Origin of the sequence: Pseudomonas sp. FH1 (assembly GCF_000510895.2) — a bacterium.
Taxonomy (GTDB): Bacteria; Pseudomonadota; Gammaproteobacteria; order Pseudomonadales; family Pseudomonadaceae; genus Aquipseudomonas; species Aquipseudomonas azotoformans_A.
The window spans coordinates 41,161-58,481 of sequence record NZ_AOHM01000061.1; the positions used below are offsets into that span (position 1 = coordinate 41,161).

Below are 17,321 nucleotides of genomic sequence, written 5' to 3' on the forward strand. Positions count from 1 at the left end.
GCCAATTTTTTGCCCCGTGGTCCATTCGGTCACGGGGCTTTTTTTGGTCCTTGATTAACGCGCTTCACCCAGAATCAAACTCCGATAATGCCCCGGATTCGACCCACTCCACTTACGAAACGCCTTATAAAACGAACTCGTATCAGCAAACCCCAGCCGCGCCGCAATCTCGGCAAAGCTGATCTGTGGTTCCGCCAACCATACAATCGCCAATTCCTTACGCACGCTGTCCTTGAGGCCCTGATAGGTCTGCCCTTCTTCTGCCAGGCGACGGCGCAAGGTTGAGGCCGAGATGCATAGGCTGACCGCGAGCCCTTCGGTTTCCGGCCAGGTATCGGGGGGCAATTGGCGCAGGTCGTGCTTGATGCGGGTGGCGAGGCTGTTGGGGTCGCGGTACTTGACCAGGATATTGGCCGGTGCGTGGGCCAGGAAACGCTTGAGTTCTTCCGGGGTGCGCTTGATCGGCAGGGCCAGGCAGTCGGCGGAGAAGATCATGCGTGTGCGGGGTCGGTCGAAACGCAGGTTGTCGGAGAACATCACCTGGTAGTCGTCGCAGAAGTGCGGCTTTGCGCAGCGAAACTCAATCGCCAGGATTGGAATACGGCGTCCTGCCAGCCAACAGGCCACGCCGTGGACAATCATCCAGTAAGTGAAGTAGGTGAAGGCTCGATTGGGTTCAGCCTCGGGCTCAACCAGCACGATCTCCGCCAGGCTTTGCTGACGCACCAACTCAGCGGGCAATCGCTCCAGCATCAGTGACAGGAACCCGAGCCCAGTTTCCAGGGCGGTGACGAGGGTCGGCTGCGCCATTGCAGCACGGCAGAGAAACGCCAGGCTGCCGGACCTCAGCTTGCGCGGGTCCATCCCGAAGAACTCATCATCGGTGCGCAGTGCCAGAAGACGCCACAGCCGCGCGTAGGTGGTGGCCGAAACCCGCGCGGCAGGCTCGGCCAGCCACTGCGGGTCAATGCCGGCTTTATGCAGCACGTCGGCACGGGCCACATCGCCGTCGCAGCTTTGCAACAAGGCTTCACGCACAAGATGAATGGAGATGGTGTCTTTTTCCGACATGGTGGACCGCGTATCCAGAGCTGCGCAAAGAATGGCACGCATCATAAGGGTGGACGCGCATTGCCACCACCGTTCAGCCACTGTTCAGCAAACGTCAAGAATTATTGTTTAGCAATGAGTATCATTATGTTACAACTTAGCACCCTATCTAGTTGTGACGCGGTGCCGAATGCTCGTTCCTTTCCTCATCATGCTGCGCGAAGGCATTGAAGCCGCATTGATCGTTGGCATTATCGCCAGCTACCTACAACAGACCGGCCGTGGCCAGTGGATGCCCGCCGTGTGGATCGGTGTATTTCTCGCCGCCGCACTGGCCCTGCTGGTCGGCGGCGGCCTGGAACTGGTCAGCGCCGAATTCCCGCAAAAGCAGCAGGAACTGTTCGAAGGCATCGTCGGCCTGGTCGCCGTGGGTATCCTCAGTTCCATGGTGTTCTGGATGCGCAAGGTGGCGCGCTCCATCAAGCATTCCCTGCACGAATCCCTCGATCACGCGCTGGCCGGTTCCAGGCACCAGGTCACCGCGCTGATTCTCATGGTGTTTTTCGCCGTGGCCCGCGAAGGCCTGGAAACCGTGTTCTTCCTGCTGGCCGTGTTCCAACAGAGTGAAGGCCCAGGCGCGCCGATTGGTGCCCTGCTCGGCCTGATCCTGGCGATCATCGTCGGTTTCCTGATCTACACCGGCAGCATGCGCCTGAACCTGGGCGCGTTTTTCCGCTGGACCGGCCTGTTTATCCTCGTCGTGGCCGCCGGCATCCTCGCCAATTCAGTGCAAGCCCTGCACGAAGCGGGCGTATGGAATCACTTGCAAACCGTGCTGTTCGACTTCAGCGCCGCACTGCCCATGGACAGCCCGTTGGGCTCGGTATTGGCCGGCATGTTCGGCTACCAGGAAGCGCCGACCATCAGCACCCTCGGCGCCTACCTGATTTACCTGGTGGTGGCGCTGGTGATGTTCTTCCTGCCCGCCGCACCGTCCAAGCCTGCCGCCTCGCCCTCTTCCATTTCCAGCCAGTAAGGACCGCCTCTTGTCCAAGCCTACTCCTCAACCCTCCTCGCCACCCCGCGCCCTGCGCTGGGCCGTGGCGGGTTCGGTGGTCGTGATGATCGCCGCCGGAGGCCTGTTCTATTACGCCTCGCAACTGGCGGCCAGCAAGCGCCAGACCAACCACAATGAAATCGCCGTGACCATCCATGGCCATGCCTGCGAACCGAATGAACTGACGGTGCCCGCCGGCCGCGCCAGCTTTCGCATCATCAACCGGTCCGACCGTGCGGTGGAATGGGAAATCCTCGACGGCGTGCTGGTGGTTGAAGAACGTGAAAACATCGCCCCCGGCCTGAGCCAGGTGATCAACGCCAACCTGCTGCCCGGCGACTACGCGATCACCTGCGGCCTGTTGAGCAACCCGCGCGGCACCTTGCACGTAACGCCGACCGCCGAGTCCGACGCGCAAGCCAAGGCCAAGCCGTCGATGGTGGCGTTTATCGGGCCGCTGTCGGAGTTCCGCGTGTACCTGAGCAGCCAAGGCAACGCCTTGGTCAAGGCCGTCACCGCCTTGCAACAGGCCGTCGACGCCGGCGACCTGGCCCAGGCTCAAGCGCTCTATGTTCCAGCGCGCGAGGCTTACCAACGACTGGCCCCCGCGTCGCAACGCCTCGCCGAGTTGGACAACGCGATCAACGCCCGCGCCGACTACTTTGAAAAACGCGAGCAGGACCCAGCCTTCAGCGGCTTCCATCGCCTGGAATACAGCCTGTTCCAACAACGCAGTCTCGATGGCTTGGCGCCGGTTGCCCAGCGCCTGCTGACCGACGTCACCACGCTCAAGCAACAATTGCTCGCCCAGTCGCTGCCGCCGGAGCAACTGGTGAGCATTGTGGTGCGCAACCTCAACAGCCTGGCCGATGTACGTGCCATCAGCGGTGAAGAGGAGCGCTACAGCCACGTCGACCTGAATGGTTTCGCCGCCAACCTGGAAGCTGCCCACAAGGTTGTCGACCTGATGCGCCCACTGCTGACCAAGTCTGCCGCCGACCTGCTGCCCAAGGTCGACAGCGCCCTCGCCGCCTTTGATGCCGAACTCCAGGTCTTCAAGGTCGACAAGGGTTACGCCACCTACGACAGCGTAACCGCCGATCAGCGCAAGCAGATCGCCGACAAGGCCAAGGCTCTGGCCGCTGCACTCGATGGAATCGACCCCGCCCTTGGCCTCTCCGGCCTGCAGTGAAGACGACCGCACACATGAGTGATTCAGAACAGTTTGACCTTACTCGCCGCCGTGTCCTGCTGGGCATGGCCGCCACTGGCGCCGCCATTGCCGGGAGCACCCTGACCTGCCCGGCCATGGCCGCCGAGCAAGTCACCACCGCACCGCGCAGCGACAAGACCCAGGACCACCACGATTTTTTCGGCAAGCACCAGAGCGGCATCGTCACCCCGCGCCCGGCGTGCGGCATGCTCGTGGCATTCGATGTATTGGCCAGTGATCGTGAGGACTTGGAGCGGCTGTTCCGTACCTTGAACGAACGCATCAGCTTCCTGATGACCGGCGGCACCGTACCGCAAGTCGACCCGAAACTGCCGCCGACCGACTCCGGCATCCTCGGCCCGGTGGTCACCCCGGACAACCTGACCATTACCGTTTCGGTCGGCGAATCCCTGTTCGATGAGCGCTTCGGCCTCAGCGCCGTCAAGCCCAAACGCCTGAGCCGCATGGTTGGTTTCCCCAACGATGCGCTGGAACCGGCGCAGTGCCACGGCGACCTGAGTCTGCAATTCAGCTCCAACACGCCGGACACCAATATCCACGCCCTGCGCGACATCGTGAAAAACCTGCCCGACTTGCTGCTGGTGCGCTGGAAGCAGGAAGGCAGCGTGCCGCCCCAGGCACCGAGCAAACCCGGCGAGCCTGCGCAGAGTGCGCGCAACTTCCTGGGTTTCCGTGACGGTTCGGCCAACCCGAACTCCAACGACGCCAAGGCCATGGACCAGATTGTGTGGGTGCAGCCTGGCAGCGACGAACCGGCCTGGGCGGCCAACGGCAGCTATCAGGCGGTGCGCATTATCCGCAACTTCGTCGAGCGTTGGGACCGTACCCCACTGCAAGAACAGGAAAGCATTATCGGCCGCGTCAAACCGACCGGCGCGCCCATGGACGGCGACAAAGAAACCCAAGTGCCAGACTACAGCAAGGACCCGGAAGGCAAAGTGACCAAGCTCGATGCCCACATCCGCCTGGCCAACCCGCGCACCCCGCAGACTCAGGCCAACCTGATCCTGCGCCGGCCGTTCAACTACTCCAACGGCGTCAACAAAAACGGTCAGTTGGACATGGGGCTGTTGTTCATCTGCTACCAGGCTGACCTGGAGAAAGGCTTTATCAGCGTGCAAACCCGGCTCAACGGCGAGCCTCTGGAGGAATACCTCAAGCCGGTCGGCGGCGGGTACTTCTTCACCTTGCCGGGGGTCACCGGGCCCAAGGATTTCATCGGCCGCACGCTGCTGGCTGCAACGCACCCTCACACCACTGCCCATACCTAAAACAAACCCAGAGCGGAAATCGTCCCATGAAAAAGTCGTCTATCGCGTTGTCGTTGTTGCTGACCCTTTCGCCGCTGGCAGCCTTCGCCGCTACCGCACCGCTGGACCTGGTAGGGCCGGTGTCGGACTACAAGATCTACGTCACCGAAGAAATCGGCGAGCTGGTCACCCAGACCCAAGCCTTCACCGACGCCATCAACAAGGGCGACCTGGCCACCGCCAAGAAACTCTACGCGCCGACCCGTGTGCACTATGAGTCCATCGAGCCGATCGCCGAGCTGTTCAGCGACCTCGATGCGTCCATCGATTCGCGCGTCGACGACCACGAAAAAGGCGTGACCGCCGAAGACTTCACCGGTTTCCACCGTATCGAATACGCGCTGTTCTCGCAGAACACCACCAAGGGCCTGGAAGCGCTGACGGCCAAGCTCAACACCGACGTCAATGACCTCAAGACCCGCGTCGACGGCCTGACCTTCCCGCCGGAGAAAGTCGTCGGCGGCGCAGCAGCCCTGCTTGAAGAAGTCGCCGCCACCAAGATCTCCGGCGAAGAAGACCGCTACAGCCACACCGACCTGTATGACTTCCAGGGCAACATCGACGGCGCGAAGAAAATCGTCGACCTGTTCCGTGGTCAGATCGAGAAACAAGACAAAGTGTTCCTGGCCAAGGTCGACAAGAACTTCGCCACGGTGGACAAGATCCTGGCCAAGTACAAGACCAAGGACGGTGGTTTCGAGACCTACGACAAGGTCAAGGAAAACGACCGCAAGGCCTTGGTGGGCCCGGTCAACACCCTGGCGGAAGACCTGTCCACCTTGCGCGGCAAGCTGGGCTTGAACTAAGCGACACACAAAAAAAGACCCAGCGCCTGTTGAAGGCGCTGGGTCTTTTTTTTCCTGCCGGTTTACAGGATGCGGTACAGCAAGCGTTCGATCCGCACACGGCTGACACGGCGCAGGAACTTGCCGACTGCCTCCGGGTAGTCCGGCAGCGTTTGCAGGTCCTGATAACGCTCGATCCGCGTGGTGTGCTGGAAAATCTGCGCCAACTCAGTGCGTCGCGGCGCCAGCCATTCACTTTTGGGATCATCGATCAACAAGGCGTTTTCCAGGTCGAGGCGGAACGCGCGCGGGTTGAGGTTGTTGCCGGTGAGCAAGGTGTAGCGCTGGTCGACCCACATGCCCTTGAGGTGGTAAGTGTTATCGCCGTCACGCCACAGGTGCAGGTTCAACTGGCCGCTGTCGATCATCGGCTGATGGCGTTTGGCAAAGCGGCGCAGGCTGATTTCGTAGAGGTAAGGCAACGCCGCAATGACCTTGAACGGCTCGCTGGGCGGGATGTAGAAGTCGTTGGCGGTCTTGTCGCCGACGACGATGTCGATCTTCACCCCGCGCGCCAGGGCGCGGTTGATTTCGCGGGTCACCGGCAGCGGCAGGTTGAAGTACGGGGTGCAGATGGTCAACTGATGCTGGGCGCTGGCGATCAGTTCGAGAATCACCCGGTTCAGGGGGTTGTTCTTGCCGACCCCGAGCAAAGGGCTGACTGACAGGTGACCATTGGGCAGTTGCCCGGCCGTGGTGTCGTATGCCGCGTGCTTCAGGCGGCTGCGCAGATCGCCGATGTCATTGCGCAGGCTGCGGGTGGTGGGCGGGTTGGGCAGGTCCAGGCGATTGACCGCCTTGGACGCCACCAAACCGTGCTCCACCAGATGCTGCATGGAATCGGCAAGCGCTTTGTTGTGAATCAAGTGGTAGCGGTCGAAACGGTACTTGTCGAACTTGTGCAGGTACACGTTGTTCAGGCTGGCGCCGCTGTACAGCACCGTGTCGTCGATCACAAAGCCCTTGAGGTGTAGCACACCGAACAACTCGCGGGTTTGCACCGGCACGCCGTACACTGGCACTTCGCTGCTGTGGCTTTGAGTCATGGCCTGGTACCAGGCACTGTTGCCCGGTTGTTTGCCGGCGCCGATCAAACCACGCTGGGCGCGCAACCAGTCGACCACCACCACGATGTCCAACGCCGGGCGTGCAGCCTTGGCGGCGTGCAGGGCGTCGTAGATTTCCTGCCCCGCTTCGTCCTGCTGCAAGTACAGCGCGACGATATAGATGCGCCGGGTGGCCTGGGCAATTTTCTCCAGCAGGCAGCGACGATAAGCGTCGGCGCCGGACAGCACCTCAAGGGCATCAGGAGTGAGGGGGAAACCGCGCAGTTTGGGCAACAGGGAGCGTTTGAAGAACGACGGCATAAGGCTCGCAATGGGTCGAATCCGAAGAGGCCCCGAGCTTACACCATGAGGGTGCTCAGGTCTCGCTGCGCCGCATGGAAAAATTTTAATTGACCAAGAAGAACGATCGTTCTACTGTTCGAAGCATGAACGACATGACCAGTAATGAAACCCGCGAAATTATCCTCGACGTCACAGAAAAGTTGATCTATCGCCATGGCATCGCCGCCACCGGCATGGACTTTCTGGTGAAAACTGCCGGCGTCTCGAGAAAAAGTATCTACCGCTACTTTGCCAATAAAGACGAGTTGGTGATGGCCGCGCTGCAACGTCGCGATGAACGCTGGATGCAGTGGCTGCGCACTGAAGTGGAACGTCGCGAAGACACCGGAGAACGCCTGCTGGCGCTGTTCAGCGCGCTCAAGGACTGGTTCGGCACGGCTGACTTCCGGGGCTGCGCGTTCATCAACACCAGTGGCGAAACCGGTGATCCGCAAGACCCGGTGCGCCTGCTGGCCAAGGCGCATAAACAGAAACTGTTCGAGTACGCACTTGAACTGTGTCAAGCACATGGCACCCCCGACCCCGAACGGCAGGCCGCGCAACTGCTGATCCTGATCGATGGCGCCATTACCGTTGCCCTGGTGATGGGCGATTCAACGGCTGCCGATAATGCGCAATGCATGGCGCGAACGTTATTGGGACTTTGAACCCGCCAGTAGGCGCAACTTCCGATCAATCCTTATTCATTGAGGAACTGCCAATGTCATCGACTGTAGAAACACGTCCGCCCCTGCCGCCGTTCACCCGCGCGTCGGCCATCGAGAAAGTCCGCCTGGCCGAAGACGGCTGGAACTCCCGTGATCCGCAGCGGGTGTCCCTGGCCTACACGCTGGACACACAGTGGCGTAACCGTGCCGAATTTGCGCATAACCGCGAAGAAGCCAAAGGTTTCCTCACCCGCAAGTGGGCCAAGGAACTGGACTACCGCCTGATCAAGGAGTTGTGGGCATTCACCGATAACCGCATTGCGGTGCGTTATGCCTATGAGTGGCACGACGATTCGGGCAACTGGTTCCGCTCCTACGGCAACGAAAACTGGGAATTCGACGAGAACGGCCTGATGGCCAATCGTTTTGCCTGCATCAACGATCTACCGATCAAGGAAAGCGAGCGCAAGTTCCACTGGCCGCTGGGCCGACGCCCGGATGATCATCCGGGGTTGTCCGATTTGGGGCTGTAAAACAGTTGGGGCCGGTTTGCCGGCCCCACTGCTTTATCCTGATTCAGCCCAACCCGATACAACACGCCATCATCTTCATCCGTCAGCACATACAAGAACCCGTCCGGGCCCTGCCGTACATCGCGGATCCGCGCCTTCAGGCCGCCGAGCAAACGTTCTTCGTGGATCACCTTGTCGCCATCAAACTGCAACCGGATCAACTCCTGGCTGACCAGCGCACCGATAAACACGTTGTGCTGCCAGGGCTTGAAGCGATCCGCATCGTAAAACGCCATGCCACTGATACCCGGCGACTTTTCCCACACATGATGGGGCGGCACTGTGCCTTCCACCGTTTTGCCCTTGGCTTCGGGAATCGGTGTCAGGGAGTAGTTGATGCCGTGGGTGGCCAACGGCCAACCGTAATTCTTGCCGCGCTCGATGATGTTGATCTCATCACCTCCGCGCGGCCCGTGTTCGTTTTCCCAGATCGTGCCGCTCCACGGGTTCAGCGCCAGCCCTTGAGGGTTGCGCTGGCCGTAGGACCAGATCTCCGGGCGCACGCCTTGCTGGCCGACAAAGGGGTTGTCATCCGGCACGCGGCCATCCGGGTAGATGCGCACGACCTTGCCTTGCAACTTGTCCAGGTCCTGGGCCGTCGGGCGATCGTTGTTTTCACCCAGGGTCACGAACAGATAGCCATCGCGGTCGAACGCCAGGCGCGAGCCGAAGTGGTTGCCGGTCGACAACTTGGGCTCCTGGCGCAGGATCACCTTGAAGTCGGTCAAGCCACTCAGATCTGCCGCCAGGCGTCCACGGCCCACGGCTGTGCCAGCGGTACCGCCTTTGCCGCCGCCTTCCGCGTAAGAAAGGTAGACCGTGCGGTCCTCCTTGAAGTCCGGCGACAACACCACATCCAGCAGACCGCCCTGCCCTTTGGCCCAGACTTGCGGCACGCCCTTGAGTGGCGCGGACAGCTTGCCGTCGGGGCTGACAAAGCGCAGGTGGTCAGGGCGCTCCGTCACCAGAAAGCCTTGCTTGTCCGGCAAAAAGGCCACCGCCCAAGGGTGGTCCAGGCCTTTGGCGATTGGCGTCGCGGTGATGCTGCCCTGTTCGCTGGGGAACTGCTGGGCGTCAGCGGCGTGAGCGGCCGTCAACGGCAGCAGCGTGGTGGCGCAAAGGGCGACTAACAGGCTTTTGCGTAGAAGCATAAGGCGAGATCCTTACCGGCGATTGCCGTTGGCATCATAAGTGGGGGCTTTGGTTTCGGTGGCCGGGCGGCTGGGGGCGGCATTACGTTTGGGGTAGCTGTTGCCGATGCCGCCGTTTTCCAGGGTCGGCGTGCGTGTGGTCGGGCCGGTCTGGATACCGCGAACGGCCGGCGCATTTGGCTGGGTGCCCTGCATGCTATTAGGATTGGCCCGGTGGATCGGGCCGTTGTTGCCATTGTTGCTGCCGGGCAGGTTTTGCGCCTGGGCCACAGGCATTAGGGCCAGACCCAACAACAGCGCTGCTACGTGACGCATACAACTGTTCATGACAAAGCCTCTCTGGGGCGAGGAGTACGTGCTTTCGATAACACGCTACGCCTTGGGTTCGGCTTTCGACACTAAATAGTTTCTCATCAGGTGTAACACGATCTGTCCGCGCATCTGCTCGGGGAAACTTTTCCCACCGCCTTCGAGTCACCAGAACACAGCCTCTTCAAAAGGAATCGCACCTATGCCACGGGCAATCTGGAAAGGCGCCATCAGCTTTGGCCTGGTGCATATCCCGGTCTCATTGGTCTCGGCCACCTCCTCTCAAGGCATTGACTTTGACTGGCTGGACAAGCGCAGCATGGACCCGGTCGGTTACAAGCGCATCAACAAGACCACGGGCAAGGAAGTGACCAAGGACAACATTGTCAAAGGCGTTGCGTTCGAGAAAGGCCGCTACGTGGTGCTCAGCGAAGAAGAAATCCGCTCGGCCCACCCCAAATCGACCCAGACCATCGAGATCATCGCGTTTGTCGCCAGCGACCAGATCCCGTTGCAGAACATCGACACCCCCTACTTCCTCGCACCGGATAAGCGTGGCGGCAAGGTCTACGCCTTGCTAAGGGAAACCCTTAGAAAAACCCGCAAGGTCGCCCTAGCCAATGTGGTGCTGCACACAAAGCAGCACTTGGCGGCGTTAATGCCCCTGGACTCGGCGCTGGTGCTGGTGATGCTGCGCTGGCCCGCCGAAGTGCGCAGCCTGGACGAACTGGAACTGGGCAGCGACGTGACCAAGCCGAACCTGGCCAAGGGCGAACTGGACATGGCCAAGCGCCTGGTCGACGACATGAGCGCGGACTGGCAGCCCGATGACTACCGCGACAGCTTCCAGGAAAAAATCATGGCGCTGGTGGCCAAAAAGGCCAAGGCCGGCAAGATCGAGGATGTGGAGACCAAGGACAGCGAAGAGCGCAAGTCCGCCGATGTGATCGACCTGACGGAACTGCTCAAGCGCAGCCTGGCCGGTAAACCCGCGAAGAAGCCTGCCACGAAGAAATCCACCAAGGCCTCCTGAGTCATGTCCAAGCCCCTCAGCGAATACAACCGCAAGCGCGATTTCAGGATTACCGCCGAACCGGCAGGCAGTGCGCCTGGTACTAAACGCAAAGCCTCGGCGCTGTCCTTCGTGATCCAGAAGCACGACGCACGCAACCTGCACTATGACTTTCGCCTGGAACTCGATGGCGTGCTGCTCAGTTGGGCCGTGCCCAAAGGCCCGAGCCTGGATCCCAGCCAGAAGCGCCTGGCCGTGCATGTAGAAGATCATCCGCTGAGCTACGGCGGCTTTGAAGGCAGCATTCCCGCCGGTCAGTACGGCGCCGGTGATGTCATCGTGTGGGACCGTGGCATCTGGCAGCCCCATGACGAACCCCGCAAGGCCTACGCGGCCGGCAAGCTCAAATTCACCCTGGTCGGCGAGAAACTCTCCGGCGACTGGGCGCTGGTGCGCACGCGCTTGAAAGGCAGCGGCGACAAGCAACAATGGCTGCTGATCAAGGAAAAGGACCCGCAGGCGCGCGCGGCCGACGACTACGATATCGTCCAGGCCCAGCCGAACAGCGTGCTCAGCGATGCTTCAGTGGGAACATCCAAGGCTCGGGCCAAAGCCAGGAAAACCCAGTTTCCCGAGCAATTCACCCCGCAATTGGCCACCCTGGTGGATCGCGCCCCCGAAGGCGATTGGCAATACGAAATCAAATTCGACGGCTACCGCATGCTTGCACGCATTCAGGACGGCGACGTCCGCCTGTTTACCCGCAACGGGCATGACTGGACCGACCGTCTGCCGCGCCAGGTCAAGGCCTTGCAGGCTCTGAAGCTCAAGGACAGCTGGCTGGATGGCGAGGTGGTCAGCCTCAATGGCGACGGCCTGCCAGACTTCCAGGCGCTGCAAAATGCTTTTGATATCGGCCGTAGCCTCGACATCGTCTACTACGTGTTCGATGCCCCCTTTCTCAACGGCCAGGACCAACGCCTGGCGCCAGTCGAGGATCGCCGTGCCGCTCTAAAGGTCGCGCTGGCCGGTAGCCGCAGCAAATTGCTACGTTTTTCCGAGGCATTCACTGCGCACCACCGTGACATCTTTGAAAGCGCCTGCGACTTGGCCCTCGAAGGCGTGATCGGCAAGCGCCTGGGCAGTCCGTACGTCTCCAGCCGCAATGCCGACTGGATCAAACTCAAATGCCGGTTGCGCCAGGAGTTCGTGATTGTCGGCTATACCCGGCCGCAAGGCTCACGCACGGGGTTCGGCGCGTTGTTGCTGGCAGTAAATGATGAGACTGGCCTGGTGTACGCAGGCCGCGTGGGCACGGGTTTTGATCAAGCATCGCTCAAGACTATCTATGCGCAACTGACATCGTTGGAGCGCAAGACATCGCCGCTTGAGAAGCCGCTGACCAGCACCCAAGCACGAGGCGTGCATTGGGTAGCGCCCACGTTGGTCGGTGAGGTGCAGTTTGCCGAGTGGACACGCGAGGGCGTGGTCCGCCAAGCCGCATTCGTCGGGCTGCGCACCGACAAGCCGGCAGCGCAGATTGTTCATGAACAACCGCGAACGGCCAAATCCATGAAGCCTGCCAAGAAGACCCGCAGTGATGTGAACATCACCCACCCAGACCGCGTGATCGATAAACAAAGCGGTACGCAAAAACAGCAACTGGCGCAGTTCTACGACAGCATCAGCCAGTGGATTCTGCCCTTTCTGCACCATCGGCCCGTGTCACTGCTGCGAGCACCCGAAGGTATCGAGGGCGAGCAATTCTTCCAGAAACACTCGGAGCGCCTGGCGATACCCAACATCAAGCAGCTCGACCAAGCACTCGATCCCGGCCATGCGCGGCTGATGGAAATCGACAACATCGGCGCGCTGATCGGTGCCGTGCAAATGGGCTCAGTGGAGTTTCACACCTGGGGCGCCACCTCGGACAAGATCGAAACCCCGGACCTGTTTGTGCTCGATCTCGACCCAGACCCGGCATTGCCCTGGAAAACCATGCTGGAGGCCGCGCAACTCACCCTGTCGGTGCTGGATGAGCTGGGGCTGCAAGCATTCGTGAAGACCAGCGGTGGCAAAGGCCTGCATCTGATCGTACCGTTGGCGCGTCGGGACGGCTGGGACACCGTCAAAGCGTTCGCCAAGGCCATCGCCCAGTTCATGACCGAGCAGTTGCCGGAACGCTTTACCGCGACATCGGGGCCCAAGAACCGGGTCGGCAAGATCTTTATCGATTACCTGCGTAATGCACGGGGAGCCAGTACCGTAGCCGCGTATTCCGTGCGTGCGCGGCCGGGTTTGCCGGTGTCGGTGCCGATCAGTCGTGAGGAGTTGAAGGGGCTACGCGGTGCGCAACAATGGACAGTCGCCAATCTGCAGCAACGTTTGAATGCTTTGAAAGCGGATCCCTGGGCGGGATATACCAATCGACAGAAGATCAGCAAGAGGATGTGGGACAAACTGGGCGCCCATCCACCGAAGTGAACAGCGCCCGCACAGCGAAACTCAGATCAGCAGGAAAATCGCTGCCAATCCAGCAAAGATCGCCCATTTTTCCAGGTAGTAGCGTGTGCGATTGCGTTTTTTCAATTCCTTGCCGCGCAGACGAATCTTGTACAGGCGTGTGAACGCGCGGTTGAGCCCACCGGTCTTGTCCCCGGCATCGTTGGGCGAGCCAGCGGCCGCCATCACGTTGCGGCTGAACCAGCGGTTGAACGCAGCGGCCCAGCGATACTTCATCGGGCGCTCGATATCGCAGAACAGGATGATGCGGTTCTGCTGCGTGGTGTTTTCGGCGTAGTGGATGTAGGTCTCGTCAAACATCACCGGCTCGCCGTCACGCCAGTAGTAGTTTTCGCCGTCCACGTTGATGTAGCAGCCGGGGTCATTCGGGGTATCCAGGCCCAGGTGATAGCGGTACGAACCGGCATACGGATCACGGTGGCGTACCAGCTTGGAGCCCGGTGGCAGCTCGGCGAACATCGCGGCCTTGATCGAACCGATGCTTTGCACCAGCTCAGTGGTGCGCGGGCACAGTTTCATCGCTGAAGGATGGCTGTCGCCATACCATTTCAGGTAAAAACGCTTCCAGCCCGACTTGAAGAACGAATTGAAACCCACGTCGTTGTACTGGTCCGAACGCTTGATTTCCCCGGCGCGCATTAGATTCTGCCCTTCCAGGCGGATTTCTTCCCAGTGTTCCTGGAGCGGGCTCAAATCGGGAAAATCGCTGGGCGACAGATACGGTCGGCTGGGCAGCTTGGAGAAGAGGTAGAGAAAGCAGTTGATCGGTGCCAGGAAGGTCGAATGATCACTGAGCTGGCGACCCAGCTTGTGCCGCACCCGGCCACGCAGGTGTACATACGCAATCGAGGCAACGTAGAGAACAACAATGATGAGTTTCAAGAGATTTCGTCACAAGTCAGAAGAGAACAGGCTGCTCCTGCGTGCCCACAACGGCCGAGGTTGGATAGCAGCACCTGAAATCACAATTCACACAATGGGCCCGACCGACTGAGTGACAACCCGGCTCGTGGCCCTTTGCAGTTATTTAGCCACAGGTTGTAACTAAAAGTTAACTAAGAATTGTGAAAAGCTGTCTTGTGAATGTGTTGGGCGGGCTTGTTGCGCGACAAGCCTGCGATAGGTCCAACCCGGCCTAGCGACGTGGAGTCCGACGTTCGTCGAACACTGAAAAAGGTCCGGTTTCACGGCGCACCTGAGCAAAGTGCCAAATCAACGCGGTCAGTATTCCTAGCGTCAGCCCTGTCAACAGGCTCAACGCGATAACCAAGCCCTTTTTCGGTTTGATAGGGCTCAGCGGCGGCTGCGCCTGCTGGTCCACAGTCACCAGCTTCAGGGCGCTCATATCGATATTAAGGCTGTGCAGTCGAGCCTCTTCTGCCCAATACGGTTCAAGGTCTTGCAAGAACACATCTTCATTCTTGCGGCTGTCGAGTACTTCCACTTCGCGATTAACATCCAGCATGCGCAATGCCTTGCCAATTTCTGCAATGCGGCTGTTGGTAAAGTCGTTATTGGTACGTCGTGCCAACGCTGCCCGCTCGGCCTCAAGCGCCTCGGTGCCCATAAAGTAAAGCGGGATCTTCTGATTGGTCACTTCGGTGCGCACCACCTGGATCGAGCCTCGCTGTGCCTCAGCCCCCATTGCGGAGGGCGTGGTGGGATGCTTGATGCTAATCGTCCTGGCTATCGAGATAGCCTCCGCTAATTCAGCCAAGCGGCTGTTGCGTTGTGCTTCCATCTCCAGACGCAAGGCGCTGAGCTCGTCTCGCAGTTGAGCACGCTTGACCTTATCCGCCTCCAACAACCTAGCGATTTGCGACGCTTTATCTGCTTCATAGTTGGCGCGGGCAGCGTCGATCTTGCCTTTGAGCTCGTTGAGGCGATTATTGACCATGACCTTGAGGTCGGCCCCCACTTGTTCGCGCTGTTGTGAAATAGCGTGAGCCACGAACCCGTTGAGAATTGCAGCCCCGTCAATCCCGTCGGGGTACTGCATTTCCAAGCGGACATAATTGTTGAGCGCGTCGGGATTCTTGGACTCCATGAGTACCAAGTGAATAGCCTTGTTGTTGAATACCTCAAAACTCTGCTCCAGGCTGCGCCCAGGCTGTTGGAAGCGCCCGAAGAGCTTCGGGTTGGCCCTGAAAAAGCCTAGCCTTGCTTCGTATGAGTCGAGTTGCGCGCCTACCTTGGTCAATGCGTCAGCCGGTGGCAACTTGTAGACTTCTGAACGGTTGAGAGCGTCCAGATCATTGATTGCCGCAGGCCGCAGTACACTGCTGACTTGATACACCTTGGGGGCCAGATACACATAGCCTACTCCCAGAAAGCCTGCGAGGATCGTGCAACCAATGACCAGTTTTTTGTGCTTCCAGATCGCGCCGAACAGCTCAAAGAGATCGACTTCATCTGAAGGTAAATAACGATGAAGCTGGGGAGTGTTGTTCAAAGTTCATGCACCCTGATGAGTTGAAATCCAGCGCCCAACAAACAGACCTGAATAACGACTGAATAAACAGGAGGCAACGTCCGGACACACAATACACATAGCCTTCTTTCGACAAAGGGATCACCCAGGCTTACCGAGGTTTCATACCTGTGCCACAAAAGGTTTCGTTTCAGTTACACGGGAGTCATTACTGATAGACACCCAAAGTATTACGGTCCGTTATGAGACGTTACCCGACGGGCAGGCAAAATATCGCTAATCACCTGTCGTTCAAGGAAAAACCTCTAAATCTCTAAAAAACAGGACCATTCCTACGCAGCGCTACACATTAAGCTATAAAAAGTGCCGAATTTCCTGCAGTGCTCGGCGACTGAATCCCAGAAAAAAGGAATTTGTATGTCATCCATCTCAGATCCAGATGTTCAAGCACTTCAAGGTGCCTGGGAGCAAACCTCACTCGAAGACAGTGGCGTGCTCAATCCCGTCGATGCTCACAGCGCGCCTGGGGCAATCACAACCATTACCGGCGACCGCTTCGAAGTGAAGACCGTCAGTGGCGAGGTACTGCTCGCCGGCCGTTTTTATCTGGACAGCACTGCCGTTCCCAAACGCATTACCTGGATCGACTCCATCGGCGATGACGCAGGCAAGCATTTGCCGGCCAGCTATCGCCTGGAAGCGAATGAATTCGTGTTCATTGCAGCCGATGAAAATATGCCCAGGCCCACCCTATTCAGTACTGGGCCAGGTCAAACCATGCGCACTTTTGTGCGTCGTGCCTGATCAGCGCATCAATCCGAACCAGCGACAGTATTTTCACAAGGCCTTCACTTTCAGGTCTATAGGGTGAAGCCTACCTACTCCAGTGAATCCCTTAGCCCGCCTCTTCTTGCGGGCTTCTTTTTGCCTGTTGAAAATCGACATATCCGGCGCGTTTGGTGGCGGTCAACGTAAAACACATCGGCAGTTGCGCAGGCTGGTGTTCATATTGGTCGTACAGCTCTTCGCGATTGGAGTGCGCATACTCCTGCAGGTGGCTGATCTGCAACTGTGCGCAGATTGCGGCAGTGACCACGTCGCCCAGGGTATGCACATACCAATAGGATGTGGGTCCTGCCACCTCACCCTGGCCTTCATAGACAATCGACTCCTGCAGCACAAACGGTTCGCGCTGAAAGTAGGAACTGGCCGGCAGGAACGGGTTTTGTGCCCGCGGATCGAACACTTCCAGGAATGGATGGGTTTCATACATCACCAGCGTGCCGCCGGGTTTCAAGGTGCTGGCAACGTGGCGCATGAACTGCGCCACATCCGGCATCCAGCCCAGCACGCCGATGGTCACCAGCGCGATATCGAAACGCGCCTGCAAACGTTGCGGCAATTGGTGGATATCACTTTCGATGAACTCAGGGCTGTGCGGTGAGACGTCGGCCAGTTCACGGGCCTGTTGCAGAAACGCCCGGGATTGATCCACGCCCACCACCGAACGCGCACCCAGGCCATACAGCGAAAGGCTTTCGCGGCCATTGTTGCAGCACAGTTGCACCACATCCTTACCGTCCACACCCACGGCTTGCAGCAAGCCGGTCAGCGTCGGGTCCAGGCAAGAAAAGCCAGCCGCGCCGACACTGTTGAGCAGCGCGTTCCAGGTGTCAGTGGTTTTGTGCAGGCTGGCGGATTGGTCCCAGGCGTCCTTGTTGCAGTCGATTGCCTGTTGAGCTGAGGGCATGTCCATTGCGTCTCCAGATAT

General features: G+C 59.4%; 15 protein-coding genes and 1 pseudogene. 9 read left to right on the forward strand and 7 right to left on the reverse strand.

Annotated elements, in window-relative coordinates:
• Window positions 1–54: 54 nt before the first annotated feature.
• On the reverse strand, window positions 55–1,071 hold the full coding sequence (locus H096_RS20140) for an AraC family transcriptional regulator (RefSeq protein ID WP_033901163.1): 1,017 nt from the start codon (window positions 1,069–1,071) through the stop codon (window positions 55–57).
• A gap of 169 nt (window positions 1,072–1,240) precedes the next feature.
• Between H096_RS20140 and efeU the strand changes: the two genes are divergently transcribed.
• From efeU to efeO (H096_RS20160), 4 genes are read left to right on the forward strand one after another with little or no spacing between them, the layout of a single operon-like run.
• Window positions 1,241–2,086, forward strand: coding sequence for an iron uptake transporter permease EfeU (efeU, locus tag H096_RS20145; RefSeq protein WP_033901164.1), 846 nt, complete (start codon window positions 1,241–1,243; stop codon window positions 2,084–2,086).
• Between the two features lie 10 nt (window positions 2,087–2,096).
• Complete coding sequence (efeO, locus tag H096_RS20150) at window positions 2,097–3,299, forward strand: iron uptake system protein EfeO (protein WP_033901165.1); 1,203 nt, start codon at window positions 2,097–2,099, stop codon at window positions 3,297–3,299.
• Between the two features lie 14 nt (window positions 3,300–3,313).
• Window positions 3,314–4,612 (forward strand): iron uptake transporter deferrochelatase/peroxidase subunit, encoded by a 1,299-nt coding sequence (efeB, locus tag H096_RS20155; protein WP_033901192.1) that lies wholly within the window; start codon window positions 3,314–3,316, stop codon window positions 4,610–4,612.
• A 26-nt stretch (window positions 4,613–4,638) separates the two neighbouring features.
• Window positions 4,639–5,457, forward strand: coding sequence for an iron uptake system protein EfeO (efeO, locus tag H096_RS20160; RefSeq protein ID WP_033901166.1), 819 nt, complete (start codon window positions 4,639–4,641; stop codon window positions 5,455–5,457).
• A 62-nt stretch (window positions 5,458–5,519) separates the two neighbouring features.
• On the opposite strand, the gene pssA is transcribed toward efeO (H096_RS20160), so the two are convergent.
• On the reverse strand, window positions 5,520–6,863 hold the full coding sequence (gene pssA / locus H096_RS20165; protein ID WP_033901167.1) for a CDP-diacylglycerol--serine O-phosphatidyltransferase: 1,344 nt from the start codon (window positions 6,861–6,863) through the stop codon (window positions 5,520–5,522).
• A gap of 125 nt (window positions 6,864–6,988) precedes the next feature.
• Between pssA and H096_RS20170 the strand changes: the two genes are divergently transcribed.
• The gene (locus H096_RS20170; RefSeq protein WP_033901168.1) at window positions 6,989–7,552 is read left to right on the forward strand and encodes a TetR/AcrR family transcriptional regulator; all 564 of its coding nucleotides are present in this window, start codon (window positions 6,989–6,991) and stop codon (window positions 7,550–7,552) included.
• Between the two features lie 53 nt (window positions 7,553–7,605).
• The gene (locus H096_RS20175) at window positions 7,606–8,085 is read left to right on the forward strand and encodes a nuclear transport factor 2 family protein (protein WP_033901169.1); all 480 of its coding nucleotides are present in this window, start codon (window positions 7,606–7,608) and stop codon (window positions 8,083–8,085) included.
• 35 nt (window positions 8,086–8,120) lie between these two features.
• Here H096_RS20175 and H096_RS20180 read toward each other — a convergent pair.
• Both H096_RS20180 and H096_RS20185 read right to left on the reverse strand, forming a co-directional pair.
• Window positions 8,121–9,275: pseudogene (locus H096_RS20180) on the reverse strand (PQQ-dependent sugar dehydrogenase); the annotation flags it as partial.
• Between the two features lie 12 nt (window positions 9,276–9,287).
• The gene (locus H096_RS20185; RefSeq protein ID WP_033901170.1) at window positions 9,288–9,602 is read right to left on the reverse strand and encodes a hypothetical protein; all 315 of its coding nucleotides are present in this window, start codon (window positions 9,600–9,602) and stop codon (window positions 9,288–9,290) included.
• A gap of 184 nt (window positions 9,603–9,786) precedes the next feature.
• Between H096_RS20185 and H096_RS20190 the strand changes: the two genes are divergently transcribed.
• Both H096_RS20190 and ligD read left to right on the forward strand, forming a co-directional pair.
• Window positions 9,787–10,617: a Ku protein gene (locus tag H096_RS20190; RefSeq protein ID WP_033901171.1), complete on the forward strand. Its 831-nt coding sequence runs from the start codon at window positions 9,787–9,789 to the stop codon at window positions 10,615–10,617.
• Between the two features lie 3 nt (window positions 10,618–10,620).
• Window positions 10,621–13,080: a DNA ligase D gene (ligD, locus tag H096_RS20195; protein ID WP_033901172.1), complete on the forward strand. Its 2,460-nt coding sequence runs from the start codon at window positions 10,621–10,623 to the stop codon at window positions 13,078–13,080.
• A 21-nt stretch (window positions 13,081–13,101) separates the two neighbouring features.
• Here ligD and lpxO read toward each other — a convergent pair whose 3' ends face one another.
• Window positions 13,102–14,001: a lipid A hydroxylase LpxO gene (lpxO, locus tag H096_RS20200; RefSeq protein WP_010210619.1), complete on the reverse strand. Its 900-nt coding sequence runs from the start codon at window positions 13,999–14,001 to the stop codon at window positions 13,102–13,104.
• Window positions 14,002–14,254: 253 nt separating this feature from the next.
• On the reverse strand, window positions 14,255–15,571 hold the full coding sequence (locus tag H096_RS20205; RefSeq protein ID WP_033901173.1) for a Wzz/FepE/Etk N-terminal domain-containing protein: 1,317 nt from the start codon (window positions 15,569–15,571) through the stop codon (window positions 14,255–14,257).
• Window positions 15,572–15,967: 396 nt separating this feature from the next.
• Between H096_RS20205 and H096_RS20210 the strand changes: the two genes are divergently transcribed.
• Window positions 15,968–16,354 carry a TIGR03067 domain-containing protein gene (locus tag H096_RS20210; protein WP_033901174.1) on the forward strand — a complete coding sequence of 129 codons (387 nt, stop codon included), beginning with the start codon at window positions 15,968–15,970 and terminating at the stop codon, window positions 16,352–16,354.
• Between the two features lie 91 nt (window positions 16,355–16,445).
• Here the strand turns inward: H096_RS20210 and H096_RS20215 are convergent, their stop codons facing one another.
• On the reverse strand, window positions 16,446–17,306 hold the full coding sequence (locus tag H096_RS20215) for a class I SAM-dependent methyltransferase (protein WP_051422112.1): 861 nt from the start codon (window positions 17,304–17,306) through the stop codon (window positions 16,446–16,448).
• Between the last annotated feature and the right edge of the window lie 15 nt (window positions 17,307–17,321).